Source organism: Micromonospora halotolerans (genome assembly GCF_032108445.1).
GTDB classification, from domain to species: Bacteria; Actinomycetota; Actinomycetes; order Mycobacteriales; family Micromonosporaceae; genus Micromonospora; species Micromonospora halotolerans.
The window spans coordinates 3,629,431-3,647,369 of the sequence record NZ_CP134876.1; the positions used below are offsets into that span (position 1 = coordinate 3,629,431).

Consider the following 17,939-nt stretch of genomic DNA (forward strand, 5'->3'; position numbering starts at 1 on the left):
CCCCAACGGGGTGCCGGCCAGCGGCGTATCCGGAGCGTGAGGGACTCAGACGCGGAAGCCGGCAGCCCGGGCCGCCCGCCGCTCCCGCCTCCGTTCACGACGCCGTCGCAGGAACCAGAAGAGGAACGCCACGAACCCGAGGAGGAACACCAGCACGAGCACCGGCAGCAGGATCGCCACCACCGACATGACGGCGCTGGTCGCGTCCTCGGCGGTACTGGCCACCGGCGCGCCGAAGCCCGCGGTGGTCGCGTTGATGACCGGGCGGGCCGCGGACTTGAGCAGGTGCACGCCGAGCGCGAGGAGCACGCCGACGACCACCGGCACCCACTGGTGCGTGGAGAAGAAGGTGTCCGGGTCGCTGACCGTCACCGTCTCGGAGCTGGAGCCGGCCCCGAAGGCCAGGCCGCCAGCGGTGGGCCGGACCACCGTCTGCACCACGTCGTTGACGTGGTCGACCACCGGCACCTTGTCGGCCACGACCTCGACGGCGAGCAGCACGGCGAGGATCAGCAGGACCCACCCGTTGCCCAGCCACTGCCAGCCGCTCGGCAGCTCCATGAGGTCGGTGTAGCGCGCGAGCAGACCCATCAGCAGAAGGGGGATGTAGGCGTTCAAGCCCGCCGACGCGGCGAGCCCGGAACCGGTGAGGACTTCGAGCACGATCTCAATATGGCACCGGTACGCCAGTGGCGCTCGTCGGCGACCGCGGGGTGCTCCGCTACCCTCGTCGGGTGCGGTTGGTGATTGCGAAGTGCTCGGTGGACTACGTCGGACGACTCTCGGCACACCTGCCGTTGGCGACCCGGCTCCTGATGGTCAAGGCGGACGGCTCGGTGTCGATCCACGCCGACGACCGCGCCTACAAGCCGTTGAACTGGATGAGCCCGCCGTGCCGGCTGGAGGAGGCCCCCGGTGTGTGGCGGGTGGTGAACAAGGCCGGTGAGGAGCTGCGCATCACCCTGGAGGAGATCTTCCAGGACACCTCGTACGAGCTGGGTGTCGACCCGGGCCTGCGCAAGGACGGCGTCGAGGCGCACCTGCAGGAGCTGCTGGCCGCGAACCCGGAGACCCTCGGCGAGGGTTTCACGCTGGTACGGCGCGAGTACATGACCGCGATCGGCCCGGTCGACCTGCTGTGCCGGGACGCCAACCAGCGCGCGGTCGCGGTCGAGGTGAAGCGGCGCGGCGAGATCGACGGCGTGGAGCAGCTCACCCGCTACCTCGAACTGATGAACCGCGACCCGCTGCTCGCCCCGGTCGCCGGGGTGTTCGCCGCGCAGGAGATCAAGCCGCAGGCGCGGGTGCTCGCCACCGACCGGGGCATCCGGTGCGTGGTGGTGGACTACGACAAGCTGCGGGGCATCGAGCGCGACGAGCTGACCCTGTTCTGAGCCGGGCGGGCCGGGGCGGTCAGCGGCCGCGGCCGTACATCAGCTTGGCGGCCTTGACCAGGCGGGCGACGTCGGCGGGGGTGCGTTCGAAGGTCATCGACGGCAGCAGCGAGCGGGCCCGGCGGCGGGTGATCGACTTGGCCCGGCCGAACTCGCGCAGGCCGTCCTCGCCGTGGATCCGGCCGAAGCCGGAGTCGCCGACGCCGCCGAACGGCAGTGTCGACATGCCGGCGAAGGTCAGCGTCGAGTTGACCGCGGCCATCCCGGAGCGCAGCCGCCGCGCGACCGCCACGGCCCGCTTGCGGCCGAAGACCGAACCCCCGAGGCCGTACGAGAGGGCGTTGGCCCGTTCGACGGCCTCGTCCACGTCGCGGACCCGGTTGACGGTCAGCGTCGGCCCGAAGGTCTCCTCGCGCATTGCGGCGGAGTCCTCCGGCACGTCCACGAGCACGGTCGGGTGCACGTACGGCGGCTGGACCGCCTCGGGGCCGCCGAGCACCGGCCGGCCGCCGGCGGCGACCGCGTCGTCGATGTGCCGCCGGATGACGTCGACCTGGGACGGCATGGTGATCGGCCCGATGTCGGCGCCGTCGGGGCCGACGGTGAGCCGGCCGGCCCTGGTGACCACCTTGTCGACGAAGGCGTCGAAGACCTGGTCGACCGCGTAGACGCGCTCGATGCCGATGCAGGTCTGCCCGGCGTTGGTCAGCGCGCCCCAGACGCACGCCTCGGCGGCGGCGTCCAGGTCGGCGTCGGAGTCGACGATCATGGCGTCCTTGCCGCCCGCCTCCAGCAGCACCGGGGTGAGCGTCTCGGCGCAGGCGGCCATCACCTTCTTCGCGGTGGCGGTCGAGCCGGTGAAGGCCAGCTTCGCCACCCCCGAGCGGCACAGGGCCGCGCCGACGTCGCCGAGCCCGTGCACGGCCTGGAGGACCGGCTGCTCCGGCACCACCTCGGCGAACCGGTCCACGAGCCACTGCCCGACGGCCGGGGTGTACTCGCTCGGCTTGAACACCACGGCGTTGCCGGCGGCGAGGGCGTAGGCGGCGGAGCCGATCGGGGTGAAGACCGGGTAGTTCCACGGCCCGATCACGCCGACCACCCCGTACGGCTGGTATTCCAGGTGGGCGGTGAACTCGGCGAGGATGAGCCGGGAGCGGACCCGGCGCGGCCCGAGCACCCGCCGGGCGTTGCGGGCGGCCCAGTCGATGTGCTCCAGCGCGGTGAGGATCTCCACCACGGCGTCGCCGACCGGTTTGCCGCCCTCGGTGTGCACCAGGTCGGCCAGCTCCTCCATCCGGCGGGCGAGCACACCGCGCCAGCGCAGCAGCCGGTCGCGCCGACCGGCGAAGCCGAGCCCGGCCCACCAGTCGGCGGCGACGCGGGCCTGCTCCACCGTGGCCCACACGTCCGCCTCGGTCGCGACGGGAAGCCGGCCGGCCTCCGCGCCGGTCGCCGGACTGGTCGACACCAGTCGGCCGTCGGAGATGAGCGGGGCCCCCGGGACATGCACAGCCGTCATGGCCGGAGTCTAGACCCGAGCGTTACTCACCGGTAGGCCCCGCAGGAGCCGTACCCTCTGCCCAGGTCGTGGTGTCGCGGGCCCGGCGCGATCGACGGATGTGCCCCCGGTTGAACCGGCGGTGCCCGCCGAAACGGCCAACGGGAGATGGCCGGCCGGGGTCCCGGGGGTGACCACGCGGTGGTGGGACCGATTACGGTGAGGTGGCAGGCTGACGCCGCGGAGCGACGGTGGGGTGGAGGTCGACTGTCCATGGAGGAGCATCCGGAACTGATGCCGCTGTTGACGGTGTCAGGTGGGGTGATGCGGGGGCTGAGCTTCCGGGTCGGCCGGGATCCACAGCTGGTCGGCCGGGCGCCGAGCGCCGACATCGTGCTCGGCGATCCACACCTGAGCCGGCGGCACGCGACGGTGCAGGCCACCGTCGACGGGGTGCTGCTCACCGATCTCGGCTCGACGAACGGCACCTGGCTCAACGACCAGCGGATCGTCGGCACCGTGCCGCTCACCGACGGCGACGTGATCCGGCTCGGCCGCACCGACCTGCGCTTCTTCGACCCGGGCGTGGCCCGGACCGACCCGGTGGGGATGAGCTTCGGGCAGCCGCGCCGCGACCAGCGGCCCACCCTGCCGCTGCCGGTCCCGCCCACGCCGCGGGCTCCGATCGAGGCGCGTGGCACGCTGCCGCTGGCGGTCGACGCCCACCGCTGAGCCGGGGCCTGGCCACACCGGCCGCCGGCCTCGCATGGGGGCGGCACACATGGACCGGTCGCGGCCGGCCGTGCCAGCATGCGCGGATGGGGAGCGAGCGACACACCGTCCGGGCCAACGGCATCGTCCAGGCGGTCCGGGTGGCCGGCCCGCCGGACGGCGTTCCGGTGCTGCTGGTGCACGGCAACGTGTCGTCCGCCGCCTTCTGGGAGCCACTGCTGCCCCGGCTGCCCGGGACGCTCCGGGTGGTCGCCCCCGACCTGCGCGGATACGGCGACACCGACACCGCCCCGGTCGACGCCACCCGGGGCCTCGGCGACTTCGCCGACGACGTGGCCGCCCTGCTCGACGCCCCCGGCCTGTTCGCCCCCGGGGCCCGGCCGGTGGTGGTCGGGCACTCGCTGGGCGGTGGGGTGGCGATGCGGCTGCTGGTCGACCACCCCGACCGGGTGGCCGGGCTGCTTCTGGAGGCGCCGGTCTCCCCGTACGGCTTCGGCGGCACCCGGGACCTCGACGGCACCCCCACCACGCCCGACTTCGCCGGCACCGGGGCGGGCACCGCGAACCCGGACTTCGTGGCGCGGCTGGCGGCGCGCGACCGGAGTGCCGACGGCCCGACCAGCCCGCGCGCCGTGCTGCGCTCGGCGTACGTGGCCGACCCGGCGTCGCTGGGCGGGGACGAGGAACTGCTGCTGGAAAGCATGCTGACCACCGCCGCCGGCGAGGACAACTATCCCGGCACGGCGGCCGCCTCGGCGCACTGGCCGGGCATGGCGGCGGGGGAGCGCGGCGTGCTCAACGCGCTGGCGCCCGCCCACTTCCGGCTCGCCGACGAGCTGGTCGCCGTCCCGGTCAAGCCGCCGGTGACCTGGGTACGCGGCGACGCCGACGTGATCGTCTCGGACACCTCGCTGTTCGACCTGGCGTACCTGGGGTCGCTCGGGGTGGTGCCGGGCTGGCCGGGGGCGGCGGACTGCCCGCCGCAGCCGATGGTCGGCCAGACCCGGGCGGTGCTCGACCGGTACGAGGCGGCCGGCGGGACGTACCGGGAGGTGGTGCTGCCCGGCTGTGGGCACAGCCCGCACCTGGAGCGGCCGGCCGAGTTCGTCGCCGAGCTGCTGGCGCTCACGGAGGTGCCCTCCGGGGTCTGAGCGACGCGGCGTGAAATATCCCACGGCGTCTCGACAACGCAGCGTCACATGGCAGACTCCGGCGCATAACCTTAGCCGCCGTTCATGTCGGCGACGGCGGAGTCAACCAGGGGAGGCCGGTCGTGGCGCGCGAGTTCACCAGTGTGGGTGTGGTGGGTCTGGGCACCATGGGTGCCGGCATCGTCGAGGTGTTCGCCCGCAACGGCATCGACGTGGTGGCCGTCGAGATCTCCGCGACCGCCCTGGAGCGTGGCCGGGCCACCCTCACCGGCTCCACCGACCGCGCCGTCGCCAAGGGCAAGCTCGCCGAGGCCGACCGGGACGCGCTGCTGGCCCGGATCGACTGGCAGGTCGGCCTGGACGCCCTGCACTCGGTGGACCTGGTGATCGAGGCGGTGCCGGAGCACCTGGACCTGAAGCAGCGGATCTTCGCCGAGCTGGACCGGGTCTGCCGGCCCGAGGCGATCCTGGCCACCAACACCTCCTCCCTGAGCGTCACCGAGATCTCCGTGGCCACCACCCGGCCGAACCAGGTCATCGGCATCCACTTCTTCAACCCGGCGCCGGTCATGAAGCTGGTCGAGGTGGTCCGCACCGTGGTCACCTCCGCCGACGTGGTGGCCGACGTGGAGGCGCTCTGCGCACGGCTCGGCAAGGTCGACGTCACCATCAACGACCGGGCCGGCTTCATCGCCAACGCCCTGCTGTTCGGCTACCTGAACCACGCGGTCGGCATGTTCGAGTCCCGGTACGCCACCCGCGAGGACATCGACGCCGCCATGAAGCTCGGCTGCGGCCTGCCGATGGGCCCGCTCGCGCTGATGGACCTGATCGGCCTCGACACCGCGTACGAGATCCTGGACACCATGTACCGGCGCGGCGGCCGCGACCGCCGGCACGCCCCGGTGCCGCTGATCAAGCAGATGGTCACGGCCGGCCTGCTCGGCCGGAAGTCCGGCCGCGGCTTCTACACCTACGAGCGGCCGGGCTCCCCGGTGGTCGTACCCGACGAGCACACGCCGGTGAGCACGGGCGCCGCACTCGCCGACGGTGCCCGGGCGATCGCCAAGGTCGGCGTGGTCGGCTCCGGGACCATGGCCACCGGCATCATCGAGGTATTCGCCAAGGCCGGCTACGAGGTCATCTCGGTGACCCGGGGCGCGGAGAAGTCCGCCAAGGTCTGCGAGGCGGTCAAGACCTCCCTGAACAAGGGCGTGGTGCGGGGCAAGCTGAGCGAGGACGACCGGGACGCCGCGCTGGGCCGGGTCACCTGGTCGGCCACCCTGGACCACCTGGCCGACGTCGACCTGGTGGTCGAGGCGGTCGTCGAGGAGCTGAGCGTCAAGAAGGCCCTGTTCGCCAGCCTCGACGAGATCTGCAAGCCGGGCGTCGTGCTGGCCACCACCACCTCGTCGCTGCCGGTGATCGACGTGGCTATGGCCACCCAGCGGCCGGCCGACGTGATCGGCCTGCACTTCTTCAACCCGGCGCCGATCATGCCGCTGGTGGAGATCGTGCGGACCATCCGCACCTCGGCGGAGACCGCCGCCACCGCCCGGGCGGTCTGCGCGGGGCTGGGCAAGACCGGCGTGGTCTGCGGCGACCGGTCCGGGTTCATCGTCAACGCGCTGCTGTTCCCGTACCTGAACGACGCGGTGAAGATGCTGGAGGCCAGCTACTCGACCGCGGACGACATCGACCACGCCATGAAGCTCGGCTGCGGCTACCCGATGGGCCCGTTCGAGCTGCTCGACGTGGTCGGCCTGGACGTGTCGCTGGCCATCCAGCGGGAGCTCTACCTGGAGCTGCGCGAGCCGGGCTTCGCCCCCGCGCCGCTGCTGGAGCACCTGGTCACCGCCGGCTACCTGGGCCGCAAGAGCGGCCGCGGTTTCCGCGACCACACCGGGCGCTGATCCGGGTCAACGCCGGGCGCCGGTGACGGCGTCTTCAGGACGTGACCTTCGAGGAGTACGTCGGCAGCCGCGGCCCGGCCCTGTTGCGCCTGGCCCGGCTGCTGACGGGGGACGCGCACCGTGCCGAGGACCTGACGCAGGACGTGCTGGCCCGCGCGTACGTGCACTGGCGGAAGATCGCCCGGGCCGACCGGCCCGACGTGTACGTGCGGCGGATGCTGGTCAACGCGAACAGTTCCTGGTGGCGCCGGCGGTCCAGCCGCGAGCTGGCCGTGGACACCTTCGCCGAGCGGCCGGAGCGCGGTGACCTCGGCGGCGAGGCGGCCGACCGGGACGAGATGTGGCGGTTGATCCGTGCCCTCCCGGACCGCCAGCGCGCCGTGCTGGTGCTGCGCTACTACGAGGACCTGGACGACGCGACGATCGCCCAGATCCTCGACTGCTCGCCGGTCACCGTCCGCACCCACGCGATGCGGGCGCTCGCCCAGCTCCGGGAGCGCTGCGGCGCCCCGACGACGAAGGGGAGCCGGCAGTGACCGACCTCGACCAGCGGATCACCTCGGTGCTGCGGGAGCACGCCGAGGGGGAGACGGATATCCACCAGCTGATTCGGCAGTCCCGCGCCCGGGGCCGCCGCCGGCAACTGCGTCGCCGTGCCACGACCGGAACCGCGCTGGCCCTGGTCGGCGTCCTCGGCTTCGTCGGGGTGACCGGTACGGACCTTCCCGGGCTCGCCGGGCGGAAGCCGTTGACCGCTGCCTCGCCGGCCGACGCCGCGCCGGTGCCGCCCCGCGCCGACGGGGTGGCGGGTGCCGCCCAGCACCCCGAACTGGTCGGCACCGACCCCCAGGTGCTGCATTTCTCCGTCGACCCGGCAAAGGGCCGCTACCTCGGCTGGTCGGTCCAGGCGCGACAGGTCGAGTTGATCCGGTTCGACGCCGGTGGCGGTCGAGCGGTGACCGTCGAGGTGTCCCGTTCCGCGGCGTTCGCCCGGAGCGGCATCGAGGGATGGCCGGTGGACGCGCTGCCACAGCCCACCTTCGACGGCAGCGTCCAACGCGTGTCGTTGGGCAGCGGCAGCCACGGGTCTGTCACCTGGTGGCGGCCGGCTGCCGGGCTCTACGCGCGGGCGAGCATGCGTGGAGGGGACGTGTTCACGCTCACCCGCGCGCTCACCGCGGTGCGGTGGAACGAGGCGCGCCGGTGCGCCTCGCCGCTGCGGCTGACCTCGTTGCCGGTGGGTGCGTCGGTCGGCTTCTGCTCCGTCGACGCCACCGTCTTCCCGAGAAGTCTCCAGGTCCAGTTCACCATCAGCCGGGAGCCGTCGGCGACCATGTGGGTGCAGTTGCTCTACGGGTCGCAGATTTCCGGAAGCTCCACGGAGAGCAACCGCACGGTGGGAGGTCGGCCCGCCTACCTCTACCCCGCCGGGACGAAGATGGAACTGCGCGGTATCCCGAAAGCGCACCTGACCGCCGATGTCGGGGGGCCGTGGACGGACGGAGTTCTCAAGGACCAGCCGACTTTCACCGAGGCCGACATGGCAAGCGTGCTGGCCGGGGCTCAGGTGGCGAAGGACCTGACCGATCCGGAGACCTGGGAGTGACCCGGTCCGCCGGCCCGGCCGCCCGACCTGGGCCGGCCCGGCCGGCGGACCGTACGCTTGTTGACCGTGAGCCCCCGTCGCAACCGTCCCCGCCGGGATGACACCACCCACCTCGACGCCGAGCGGGCGCGCCAGGGCGTGCCGACCGTCCAGCAGTGGCGCGACGGCGACTGGCAGGTGCGCGGGATCACCGGCGGGGCGTCGGTGAAGACGTACCGCTGCCCCGGCTGCGACCAGGAGATCCGCCCGGGGGTGGCGCACGTGGTGGCCTGGCCGGCCGACGACCGGGGTGACCTGACCGACCGCCGGCACTGGCACAGCGGCTGCTGGCGGGCCCGGGACCGGCGCGGGCCGAACCTCCAGCGCGGCCGGGGCGCCCCACGGCACGGCTGAGCGATCTGGATCACCCTGTTTCCGCCCCGGCGGGCGGCGCGGACGGCGGCGCGGGAGACTGGTGCGGTGAGCACACCGATCCGTGCGTCGTCGATCCTGCCCGGCCGCCGGGAGGACATCGAGCTGCACACCGCCGACGGCCTGACGCTGGTCGGCGAGCTGGCCCGGCCGCTGGAGCGGGAGCCGGCCGGCACGCTGGTCTGCCTGCACCCGCTGCCCACCCACGGCGGGATGATGGACAGCCACGTGTTCCGCAAGGCGGCCTGGCGGCTGCCCGCGCTGGCCGACCTGGCCGTGCTCCGCTTCAACACCCGGGGCACCAGCAGCGTCCGCGGCACCAGCGAGGGGGCCTTCGACGGCGCGGTCGGCGAGCGCTTCGACGTGGCCGCCGCCATCGAGTACGCCGAGTTCCACGAGCTGCCGAACATCTGGCTGGTCGGCTGGTCGTTCGGCACCGACCTGGCGCTGAAGTACGGCTGCGACCCGGCCGTGGCCGGCGCCATCCTGCTCTCCCCGCCGCTGCGCTACTCCGCGCCCGCCGACCTGACCGTCTGGGCCGAGTCCGGCCGGCCGCTCACCGCCCTGGTCCCCGAGTTCGACGACTACCTGCGCCCCGAGGAGGCCCGGCAGCGCTTCGCCGCAGTGCCGCAGGCCGAGGTGGTCGGGGTGCCCGGCGCCAAGCACCTCTGGGTCGGCGACGCCGAGACCGTGCTCAACGAGATCGTCAGCCGCGTCAACCCGGCCGTGCCGGTCCCGCTGCCGACCACCTGGGACGGCCCCATCGAGACCGGCGACGTCAGCGCGTACGCCGACCGGACGGTGGCCGCCTTCGCCGACACCCCGGTGCCCGGCCCGGAGCAGCGCCGCGCCGGCTGACGGTCAGCGGGACTCCTGCCGCGGCAGCACCACCTCGCGCAGGATGAGCTGGAGCGCGGCCACCGTGGGGATGGCGATCAGCGCGCCCACCACGCCCAGCAGCGACACCCCGAGCAGGGCGGCCAGCAGCGCGGCCACCTCGTTGACCGAGACCGCCCGGCGCATGATCTTCGGGTAGATCAGGTAGTTCTCGACCTGCTGGTAGATCAGGAAGAACACCAGGCAGGCGATGCCGACCGGCAGGTCGGTGGCGAGCCCGACCAGGGTCACCACCACGGCGCCCAGGGTCGCCCCGATCTGCGGGATCAGGTCGGTCACCGCGACCACCACGGCCAGGGCGAAGGGGTACGGCAGCCCGACCACCAGGGCGAACACGAAGGTGCTCGCCCCGGCCAGCACCGCGATGGCCAGCGCACCGACCATGTACGCCCCGACGCGCGCCAGGATCTCGTCGCCGATGAGCCGGACCCGCTCCCGGCGGGTGCGGGGCACCAGCGCGTACCCGAGGTCGCGCAGCTTGTTGAAGTAGGCCAGGAAGTAGATCGTCAGCACCAGCACGGTCAGCGCCCGGAAGATGGTGCCGAAGATGAGCTGCGCCCCGCCCAGCACGCCGCCGAGGGCCCGGCCGATGGTGTCCGCGTTCGCCGCCGACTGGACGCGCTGCATCACGTCGTAGCGCTCGACGAAGTCGTTGACGGTGGGGTTGCGGCGCAGCTCGTCGACGTAGCCGGGCAGGTGATCGATGAACTGCCCGGACTGGGTCACCACCGGCGGCACCAGCGCCAGCAGCCCGCCGACGATCAGCAGCACGACGGTCAGCGTCACCACCGTCACGGCCAGCCCCTGCGGCACCCCCCAGCCGCGCAGGCGCACCACGGCGGGGTGCAGGCCGACGGCGAGGAAGAGCGCGATCACCACCAGGACCAGGATGCCGGCCGAGTTCCGTACGCCCAGGAACACCGGGTACGCCAGCAGCACGCCGAGCGCCCCGGTGAAGCCGATCAGGAAGCTGCTGCGCCGCAGCGGCCGCCCCGGCACGCCGAAGCGTCCGCTCGGCTCGAACTCGGTCGGCTCGGTCTCCGCGCCGACCTCGGCCAGCGGGGGCTTGCCGGCCAGGGCGGGGTTGGGTTCGGGGCGCGATGCGTCGGGCCGGTCGTCGCCCGGGCCGGCGGATCCCTCCTGCGACACCCGTGCCTCCCCGGCTCCCGCTCCGGCCCGGCGGAGCGCCCTGCGGCGGACCGTGCGCACCGGAGGAGGTCCTCGGTGGCGCAGCCCCTGCACCCGCAGGTTATCGGTCGGCGCCTGACCCGACCATCCCCCTCCGCCTCGATCCCGCCGCTGCGGCGGGGTGCGACGCCGGCGGCCGGGCGACCGGAAGACCGACCCCCGGGTCAGTCCTTGTCGACGGTGACGGCGCTCGGCTTGGCGCTGCGCTCGTCGGTGGTCGGCTTCGTCGGGCGCTTGCCGTTCTCGCCGGTGCTGGTGATCTTCGTGGGGGTGGCGCCCCGGCCGCCCTCCCCGGGCACGGCGGCCACGGTCGGCTCGCCCTCCACACCGGCGCTGGCCTCGGAACCGTCCACGGTGGTCACGGGTTCGGCGACCGGACGGGCCTTCGCGCCGTCCGCCGCGGGCTCCCCGGCCTCGGCGGGAGCGCCGCCGTCGGGGGAGACCGTCGCGGTGCCCCTGGCGGCGGCGGGGACCGGGGTCCGGTCGTCCGCCGACGTGCCGTTCGCGCCGCGGCCGCCCGCCGCCGTGGCCAGCTCGGCCGGGTCGACGGGAGTGGTGGCGAGGCCGGCCGGCCCGGCCTCCGTGTGCAGCTCCGCGAGCCGGCGCTGGAGGTCATCGGACTCCTGCCGAGACTTCCAGGTCTCCGTGCGCAGGTCGGCCAGCTCCTGCTGGGCGTTGGCGATCTCCAGCATCACCTGGGCGAGCTGCTGCCGGCCGGCGGCCACCTCCTGCTGGGTGGCCGCGAGGTGCTGCTGGGTGGTGGCCAGGTGCTGCTGGGTGGTGGCCGCGTACTCCTCGAACTGCCGCCGCGAGGCGGCCACGTGCTCGTCGGCCTTGCGGCGCCTGCCGGCGGCGTCCGCCTCGGCCCGGCGCAGCAGCTCGGCGGCCTCCTCCTCGGCCCGCTGGCGCATGGTGAGCGCGTCCTGCTCGGCGGCCTGCCGGAGTTCCGCCGCGCCCTGCTCGATCTCCGTGCGCCGGGCCGTGTACGCCTTCTCCAGCTCGTCCTGCCGCCTGGTGTGCTGCTTGTCCAGCTCGTCGCGGCGCTTGGCGAACTCCTGCTCGGCGGTGGCGCGGCGCTGGGCCAGCTCCTTGTCCACCGTCTCCTGCCGGGCCTTGACCTCCTTCTCCACGCCGGCCCGCCAGGCGCCCAGCTCCTGCTGGGTCTGTGCGCGGGCCTGCTGGACGTAGGCCTCGGTCTCGCTCCGCATCCGCTGCACGTACGCGTCGACCTCGGCGCGGTTGCGCTTGCCGGCCTCGGCGGCCTCGGTGGTGAGCCGGTTGGCCTCGGTCCGGGCCCGGCCGCGGGTGACCTTCGCCGCCTCCTCCGCGTCGTCGACGATCTTCTTGGCCTCGGCGAGCGCCTTGGCGTGGGTGGCCCGGCCGGCCTCGGCGGCGGAGTCGGTGAGCCGCTTGGCCTCCTGCTGGGCCTTGGCGTGCACCTCCTTGGCCGCCTCGCGGAGCTGGGTGGCCTCCTGCTGGGCCTTGGCGAGCGCCTCCTTTGCCGCCTCGCGCAGCCGGGTCGACTCCTGCTGGGCGCGGGTGTGGATCTCCTTGGCGGTGTCCCGGAGCTGGGTGGCCTCCTGCTGCGCCTTGGCCAGCGCGTCCTGGGCGGTCTTGCGCAGCTTCTCGGCCTCGGCCTGGGCGGCGGAGAGGGTGGCCTCCGCCTCGGCCTTGCGGGCGGCGGTGTGCCGCTCCTCCTCGGCCCGGCGGGCGGCGAGGGCGATCTCGAAGTCCTTGAGGGCCTGGGCCGCCTGCTCCCGGGCCTCCTCGATGATGTGCTCGGCGGCCGCCCGGCGGGCCTCGATCTCCTCGTTGGCGGCGGCCAGGATGTCGTCGGCCTGTTCCTCGGCCATGGTGAGGATCTGCTCGACCCGGGGACCGAGGTGCCGGAACGAGGCGCGGTCCACCACACCCACCTGCTTGCGCACCTGGGCGAGGTCGCGTTGCAGCACCTCGACCTGGCCGGCCAGCTTGTGGATCTGGGTGTACGCCTGTTCCCGCTCGGTCGTCAGCGCGGAGATCTCGTGCTCCGCACGAGCGACGTAACGGTCGACCTGTCGTTTGTCGTACCCCCGCAGAGCGGACTCGAAGCTGGGCTCCGTGGTCACGTCCCCGCCGAGGGCGAACAGTTCCTCGCCGTGCGACATGCCCCCATCCTCACACGCATCCGGCCCTGCTGGGGCGATACGGACGCCCCTGTTGGGAGGTGCACTTCACTGAACAGGCGAAACGGACGGGAAAGCATGACGGCGCGGGGCGGCACCGGTCACCCGGTGTCACCCCGCGCCGCGGCTCATGCCCCGTCAGCGGGTGGTGGGGTCAGCTGGCCGACTCGGCCGTGACCTTCTTGTCGGTGCCGTCGGCCTTCGGCGCCTCCGGCTTGTTGGCGCCCGCGGCCGGCACGCCCGGCACGATGCCGGCGAGACCGGAGAGCATCTGCCCGAGCTGCGAGGTGACCGCGTCCTTCTGCCGGGTGAGGTCCTCGACCTCGCGGCGGGCCGCCTGGGTGGTCAGCTCGGCCTCGGTGCGGGCCTCGCTGAGCAGCCGCTGCGCCTCGGCCCTCGCCTCGGACACCGTCTTGTCGGCCAGCGCCTTGGCCTTCTCGACCGTGTCGGTGGCGGTGCGCTCGGACTCGACCCGGCGGGCCTCGGCCCGCTGCTCGATCTCCTTGGCCCGCTCCTGGGCGGCACGGGCGCGCTGCTCGGCCTCGCTGACCAGCTTCTGGGTCTGCGCGACCTGGGCGGCGTGCCGCTCCGACTCCTCGCGCTCGGCCTTCTCGCGCCGCTCGGCGAGCTGGAGTTCCAGCGCCTGGAGGTCCTTGTCGCGCTTGTCCCGCGCGTCGGTGAGCAGCTTGGTGGCCTCGGCCCGCTTCTCCTCGGCCTCGCGGGCGGCCTTCGCCCGCTGCTGGGTGATCTCCCGCTCGGCGGTGGCGCGCAGGGTGGCGACCTCGCGCTCGACCGTGGACTTCAGCTCGGCCACCTCGTGGGCGGTGACCGTGCGCAGCTGCTTGGTCTCCCGGTCGGCGTCGGCGCGCAGGGTGTCGGCCTCGCGGCGGGCCTGCACGCGGACCTCGGCGGCCTCGCGCTCGGCGGCGGTGCGGACGCTGCCGGCCTCGCGCTCGGCGGTGGCCTTCATGGCGGCCGCCTCGGCGCGCGCCTTGTCGGTGATCTCCCGCGCCTCGAGGCGGGCGGCGGAGAGGATGCCCTCCGACTCGCGCTTGGCCTCGTTGCGGTGGTCGTTGGCCTGCTCCTCGGCGAGCCGGAGGATCTGCTCGACGCGGGTGCCCAGGCCGGAGAGGGTCGGCCGGCTGTTCTCCTCGAGCTGCTTGTTGGTCTCGGTGAGCTTCTGCTCGAGCGCGCCCTGGCGCTGCTCGGCCTGGCGCAGCCGGCGCTGCGCGTCGTTCATCCGCTGCTCGGCCTCGGCGCGGGCCTGCTCGGACTGGCTCAGGGCGGCGGTCAGCCGGCCGATGAAGTCGTCGACCTGGTTGGTGTTGTAACCACGCAGGCCGACGGTGAAATCGGGCTGTGAGTTCGCGTTATCGAAGAACGCAAGAGGGGAGGACTGCTGCTGGGGCATTGGGACATACTCGCAGACGCCCCAGGGTGCTTCGCAAGAGCGGTCCGCACCTTTCGTGTCCTGTTTACATGGTCAACTTCGCCGCGTGTGGGGACCGGACCAACTGGCGATCTTGGCAGGTCCCGGGCGGGTCGGGCGACCCCGCGGGAAGGGCGCGAAAAGGGCCGCGGGTCGGCGCCCGCGGCCCTTTGTCGTACGGCAGTCGAATGGTGTTGCGGCCTACCGGAAAGGCAATGCCGTCGGTCAGTGCCCGCGGAACCGGTTGATCGCGGTTTCGTGCCGGGCGCGCAGCTCGGTGTCCCGGACGCCGAGACCGTCCTCGGGCGCCAGGCAGCGCACGCCGACCTTGCCCTGGTGCGCGTTGCGGTGCACCTCGTACGCGGCCTCGCCGGTCTGCTCCAGCGGGTAGGTCTTCGACACGGTCGGGTGCACCTTGCCGAGCGCCACGAGCCGGTTGGCCTGCCACGCCTCGTGATAGTTGGCGAAGTGGCTGCCGACGATCCGCTTGAGGTGCATCCACAGGTAGCGGTTGTCGTACTGGTGCAGGTAGCCGCTCGTGGAGGCGCAGGTGACGATGGTGCCGCCCTTCTTGGCGACGTAGACGCTGGCGCCGAAGGTCTCCCGGCCGGGGTGCTCGAAGACGATGTCCGGGTCCTCGCCGCCGGTCAGCTCGCGGATGCGCTCGCCGAAGCGGCGCCACTCGTCCTGGTCCTGGGTCTCCTCGTCCTTCCAGAACCGGAAGCCCTCGGCCGTGCGGTCGATGACCAGCTCGGCGCCCATCTTGCGGCACAGCTCGGCCTTCTCCGGCGAGGAGACCACGCAGACCGGGATGGCGCCGCCGCCCAGCGCCATCTGGGTGGCGTAGCCGCCCAGGCCGCCGGAGGCGCCCCAGATCAACACCACGTCACCCTGCTTCATGTTCGCGCCGTGGTGGGACACCAGCTGCCGGTACGCCGTGGAGTTGACCAGACCCGGGCTGGCGGCCTCCTCCCAGCTCAGGTGGCGCGGCTTCGGCATGAGCTGGTTGGCCTTGACCACGGCCAGCTCGGCCAGCCCGCCGAAGTTGGTCTCGAAGCCCCAGATGCGCTGCTGCGGGTCGAGCATGGTGTCGTCGTGGCCGGCGGCGTCCTCCAGCTCGACGGAGAGGCAGTGCGCGACCACCTCGTCGCCCGCCTTCCACCGGGTCACGCCCGGCCCGGTCCGCAGCACCACGCCGGCCGCGTCCGACCCGACCACGTGGTACGGCAGGTCGTGCCGGCGGGTCAGCTCGGAGAGCCGGCCGTAGCGCTGGAGGAACTTGAAGGTGGGCAGCGGCTCGAAGATGCTGGTCCACACGGTGTTGTAGTTGATGGCGCTGGCCATCACGGCCACCAGCGCCTCGCCCGGGCCCAGCTCGGGGACGGGCACCTCCTGGACGTGCAGCGCCTTGCGCGGGTCCTTGTCCCGGGTGGCCATGCCGTCGAACATCCGGGTGTCCTCGGCGCGGACCACCACGCCCCGGTAGGTCTCCGGTACCGGCAGGCCGGCGATGCCGGCGAGTTCCCTCTCCGGCTGCGCGGAGCCCTCCGCCGCCATGATTGCTTCGAGGATGTCCTGCACGGTGACCTCCCGTTCGTCACGCACCCGCACCGGGCGGGCAGGGGTGCTGCCATCGTCGGCGCCGGTGCGACGGGACCGCCATGTCGGCAATCGACACATCCGGCACCGGTCGCACTCCTGTGGGCCCGGACGTTACTGAACGGTAGCTAGGGCGGGAAGTCCTCTGTGAAAAACTGCATCCGCCGATGCGTGGAGGTGTCCGTGGGAACGTGAAACCGCGCAGTGCCGCGCTGTGTCCCAGGTAGTAGGAAGGGGCTCCGGCCGAACTCGGCCGGAGCCCCTCCGCACGGCTCAGTGGGCGGTGGCGGCCGGCTCGACCAGCTCGACCAGGACGCCGCCGGCGTCCTTCGGGTGCACGAAGTTGATCCGGGAGTCGGCGGTGCCCCGCTTCGGCTGCTCGTAGAGCAGGCGCACGCCCCGCTCGCGCAGCGCCGCGCAGGCCGCGTCGATGTCGGTCACCGTGTACGCGACCTGCTGCACGCCCGGCCCGTTGCGGTCCAGGAACCTGGCGATCGTCGAGGACGGCGACAGCGGGGCGAGCAACTGCACGCAGCCGCCCTCGGCGGTCGGTCCGACCGCCAGCATCGCCTCGCGTACGCCCTGCTCCTCGTTGGTTTCGGTGTGCACGCAGCGCATGCCGAAGGTGCGCTGGTAGAAGTCGATCGCGGCGTCCAGGTCGGTCACGGCGATCCCGACGTGGTCGATGCGGCGCAGGCCGATGTCGGTGACGGAGTCGGCAGCGGGCTCGACGGGGGAGTTCTCAGCCATGGCGTCAGTCTGACCGAACGATCGTTCGGGGGACCTCCCCAGTCGGGCATCTCACTCCGCTGAACGGACCACGCGCGAACGTCCTCAATGTCGGCCTCGGTCGAACGGCCGACCCCCGAACCGGGTCACCCGGCCCGCCTCCTCCGTACGCCCGAACGGCAGCCGGCGCCGCTCCAATCGTCCTGCTGGACGGGCGATGCACCGATGACCAGGTCGCGAGCAGGATTCGAACCGGCACGCACATCAGCGATGGTCATCCCCCGGCCGGCGCTCGCGGCCCGGGCACGGGGGCCTCGACCGGACTCGGGAGCGGTCGGCATGACGCTGGAGCAGTGGGCGGCGGCAGGCGTCGTGTTGGGCGCGATCCTCAGCGCGCTGACCCTGGCCGTGACGGTGAGCCGGCCGCTGCGCCGCCTGGCCCGGCAGAACGAGGAGTTCCGGCAGGACTGGTACGGGGTGCCGGCGCGACCGGGCCACGACGCCGTCCCGGGGGTGCCCGAGCGGTTGCGGCGGATCGAGACGGAGTTGCACCCGGACGGCTGCGGGACGCTGCGGGACGCGGTCAACGATGCCGAGCGCCGTCTCAAGGACGTGGAGAGCCGCCTCGACGACCACCTTCGGGCGCAGTCGGGCCGAACGCCCGGCCGCTGACCCGGTATCGGCCCAGCTCATCGATCGTTCGGCATATGCGAACCCGGACGGCGCACGGTTGATCTGCAACTTGCACACGGTGGAGAGTACGGATGGTGAGTTCACCGTCACGCCCCGTCGCCGCCATCTGGATCCCCTCCCACGTCGACCCGATCGAACCCCACCTCATGGCCTGCCTGGACCACGCGAAGCGCTGCCGCTACGGCCTCCTCGGGATCATCACCACGGCACCGTGGGACGAGGTCCGGCAGATGATGATCGACGGGAAGGTCGACGTGGTGGTGGTGGCGAAGCGGGAGCACCTCCCGCCGGACCGGACGCCGCGGATCGAGGTGGCCGCCCGGTGGGCGCACCCGTCGCCGGCGTCGTCGCCCAGGGGTCCGGTGCCGCCGCGCCGGCGCCGCCCGCGCCAGGGCTGAACGCTCCGACGGCCATCGACTGTCACGAGTGGATTGCATTGCGGACGTGCTCGGGGTCACCGTACTGTCGCTCTTCCCGGCAGATATGGTGCGTCCTAACAATCGTTAAGGCGTACAGGTCGGCACCCCCTCG

General features: G+C 73.0%; 17 protein-coding genes. 10 read left to right on the forward strand and 7 right to left on the reverse strand.

What is annotated here, in order from left to right; all coding sequences use genetic code 11:
- Positions 1–45 precede the first annotated feature (45 nt).
- Positions 46–663 (reverse strand): DUF4126 domain-containing protein, encoded by a 618-nt coding sequence (locus RMN56_RS17280; RefSeq protein WP_262284725.1) that lies wholly within the window; start codon positions 661–663, stop codon positions 46–48.
- A gap of 71 nt (positions 664–734) precedes the next feature.
- On the opposite strand from RMN56_RS17280, the gene nucS reads away from it, so the two are divergent.
- Entirely contained in the window at positions 735–1,394 is a 660-nt protein-coding gene (gene nucS / locus RMN56_RS17285; protein WP_151460944.1) for an endonuclease NucS, read from the forward strand.
- Positions 1,395–1,413: 19 nt separating this feature from the next.
- On the opposite strand, the gene RMN56_RS17290 is transcribed toward nucS, so the two are convergent.
- Positions 1,414–2,916 (reverse strand): aldehyde dehydrogenase family protein, encoded by a 1,503-nt coding sequence (locus RMN56_RS17290; RefSeq protein WP_313718471.1) that lies wholly within the window; start codon positions 2,914–2,916, stop codon positions 1,414–1,416.
- Between the two features lie 252 nt (positions 2,917–3,168).
- Here RMN56_RS17290 and RMN56_RS17295 point away from each other — a divergent pair, with 252 nt between their 5' ends.
- The 7 genes from RMN56_RS17295 to RMN56_RS17325 all read left to right on the forward strand — a co-directional run bounded on the left by RMN56_RS17295 (position 3,169) and on the right by RMN56_RS17325 (position 9,566).
- Positions 3,169–3,627, forward strand: a complete 459-nt coding sequence (locus RMN56_RS17295) for an FHA domain-containing protein (RefSeq protein ID WP_313718472.1) — start codon at positions 3,169–3,171, stop codon at positions 3,625–3,627.
- 86 nt (positions 3,628–3,713) lie between these two features.
- A complete protein-coding gene (locus RMN56_RS17300; protein WP_313718473.1) occupies positions 3,714–4,778 on the forward strand; it encodes an alpha/beta fold hydrolase in 1,065 nt (354 codons plus the stop codon).
- A 122-nt stretch (positions 4,779–4,900) separates the two neighbouring features.
- On the forward strand, positions 4,901–6,691 hold the full coding sequence (locus tag RMN56_RS17305; protein WP_313718474.1) for a 3-hydroxyacyl-CoA dehydrogenase family protein: 1,791 nt from the start codon (positions 4,901–4,903) through the stop codon (positions 6,689–6,691).
- Between the two features lie 41 nt (positions 6,692–6,732).
- Positions 6,733–7,227, forward strand: coding sequence for a SigE family RNA polymerase sigma factor (locus tag RMN56_RS17310; RefSeq protein ID WP_313718476.1), 495 nt, complete (start codon positions 6,733–6,735; stop codon positions 7,225–7,227).
- Complete coding sequence (locus RMN56_RS17315) at positions 7,224–8,297, forward strand: hypothetical protein (protein ID WP_313718477.1); 1,074 nt, start codon at positions 7,224–7,226, stop codon at positions 8,295–8,297. The genes RMN56_RS17310 and RMN56_RS17315 overlap by 4 nt, the downstream gene beginning before the upstream one ends.
- Before the next feature lie 66 nt (positions 8,298–8,363).
- Positions 8,364–8,690 carry an Rv1322 family protein gene (locus tag RMN56_RS17320; RefSeq protein ID WP_512699737.1) on the forward strand — a complete coding sequence of 109 codons (327 nt, stop codon included), beginning with the start codon at positions 8,364–8,366 and terminating at the stop codon, positions 8,688–8,690.
- Between the two features lie 66 nt (positions 8,691–8,756).
- Positions 8,757–9,566, forward strand: coding sequence for an alpha/beta hydrolase (locus tag RMN56_RS17325; protein ID WP_313718479.1), 810 nt, complete (start codon positions 8,757–8,759; stop codon positions 9,564–9,566).
- Positions 9,567–9,569: 3 nt separating this feature from the next.
- On the opposite strand, the gene RMN56_RS17330 is transcribed toward RMN56_RS17325, so the two are convergent.
- The 5 genes from RMN56_RS17330 to mce all read right to left on the reverse strand — a co-directional run bounded on the left by RMN56_RS17330 (position 9,570) and on the right by mce (position 16,736).
- On the reverse strand, positions 9,570–10,664 hold the full coding sequence (locus RMN56_RS17330; protein WP_313724770.1) for an AI-2E family transporter: 1,095 nt from the start codon (positions 10,662–10,664) through the stop codon (positions 9,570–9,572).
- A gap of 293 nt (positions 10,665–10,957) precedes the next feature.
- Positions 10,958–12,940, reverse strand: coding sequence for a coiled-coil domain-containing protein (locus RMN56_RS17335; RefSeq protein WP_313718481.1), 1,983 nt, complete (start codon positions 12,938–12,940; stop codon positions 10,958–10,960).
- 172 nt (positions 12,941–13,112) lie between these two features.
- Positions 13,113–14,369 carry a DivIVA domain-containing protein gene (locus tag RMN56_RS17340; protein WP_313718482.1) on the reverse strand — a complete coding sequence of 419 codons (1,257 nt, stop codon included), beginning with the start codon at positions 14,367–14,369 and terminating at the stop codon, positions 13,113–13,115.
- Between the two features lie 243 nt (positions 14,370–14,612).
- Positions 14,613–15,968: a crotonyl-CoA carboxylase/reductase gene (gene ccrA, locus RMN56_RS17345; RefSeq protein ID WP_313724771.1), complete on the reverse strand. Its 1,356-nt coding sequence runs from the start codon at positions 15,966–15,968 to the stop codon at positions 14,613–14,615.
- 291 nt (positions 15,969–16,259) lie between these two features.
- A complete protein-coding gene (mce, locus tag RMN56_RS17350; RefSeq protein WP_313718483.1) occupies positions 16,260–16,736 on the reverse strand; it encodes a methylmalonyl-CoA epimerase in 477 nt (158 codons plus the stop codon).
- Positions 16,737–17,054: 318 nt separating this feature from the next.
- Here mce and RMN56_RS17355 point away from each other — a divergent pair, with 318 nt between their 5' ends.
- Together RMN56_RS17355 and RMN56_RS17360 are read left to right on the forward strand one after the other, a co-directional pair.
- Entirely contained in the window at positions 17,055–17,387 is a 333-nt protein-coding gene (locus RMN56_RS17355) for a hypothetical protein (protein ID WP_313718484.1), read from the forward strand.
- A 95-nt stretch (positions 17,388–17,482) separates the two neighbouring features.
- On the forward strand, positions 17,483–17,806 hold the full coding sequence (locus RMN56_RS17360) for a hypothetical protein (protein ID WP_313718485.1): 324 nt from the start codon (positions 17,483–17,485) through the stop codon (positions 17,804–17,806).
- The last annotated feature ends 133 nt before the right edge of the window (positions 17,807–17,939 follow it).

What these genes read in the sequence shown, in the direction of transcription:
- RMN56_RS17290 (WP_313718471.1), bottom strand. Translation starts at nt 2,916, where the DNA reads ATGACGGCTGTGCATGTCCCGGGGGCCCCGCTCATCTCCGACGGCCGA.
- RMN56_RS17295 (WP_313718472.1), top strand. Translation starts at nt 3,169, where the DNA reads ATGGAGGAGCATCCGGAACTGATGCCGCTGTTGACGGTGTCAGGTGGG.
- RMN56_RS17300 (WP_313718473.1), top strand. Translation starts at nt 3,714, where the DNA reads ATGGGGAGCGAGCGACACACCGTCCGGGCCAACGGCATCGTCCAGGCG.
- RMN56_RS17335 (WP_313718481.1), bottom strand. Translation starts at nt 12,940, where the DNA reads ATGTCGCACGGCGAGGAACTGTTCGCCCTCGGCGGGGACGTGACCACG.
- RMN56_RS17340 (WP_313718482.1), bottom strand. Translation starts at nt 14,369, where the DNA reads ATGCCCCAGCAGCAGTCCTCCCCTCTTGCGTTCTTCGATAACGCGAAC.
- mce (WP_313718483.1), bottom strand. Translation starts at nt 16,736, where the DNA reads ATGGCTGAGAACTCCCCCGTCGAGCCCGCTGCCGACTCCGTCACCGAC.
- RMN56_RS17355 (WP_313718484.1), top strand. Translation starts at nt 17,055, where the DNA reads ATGACGCTGGAGCAGTGGGCGGCGGCAGGCGTCGTGTTGGGCGCGATC.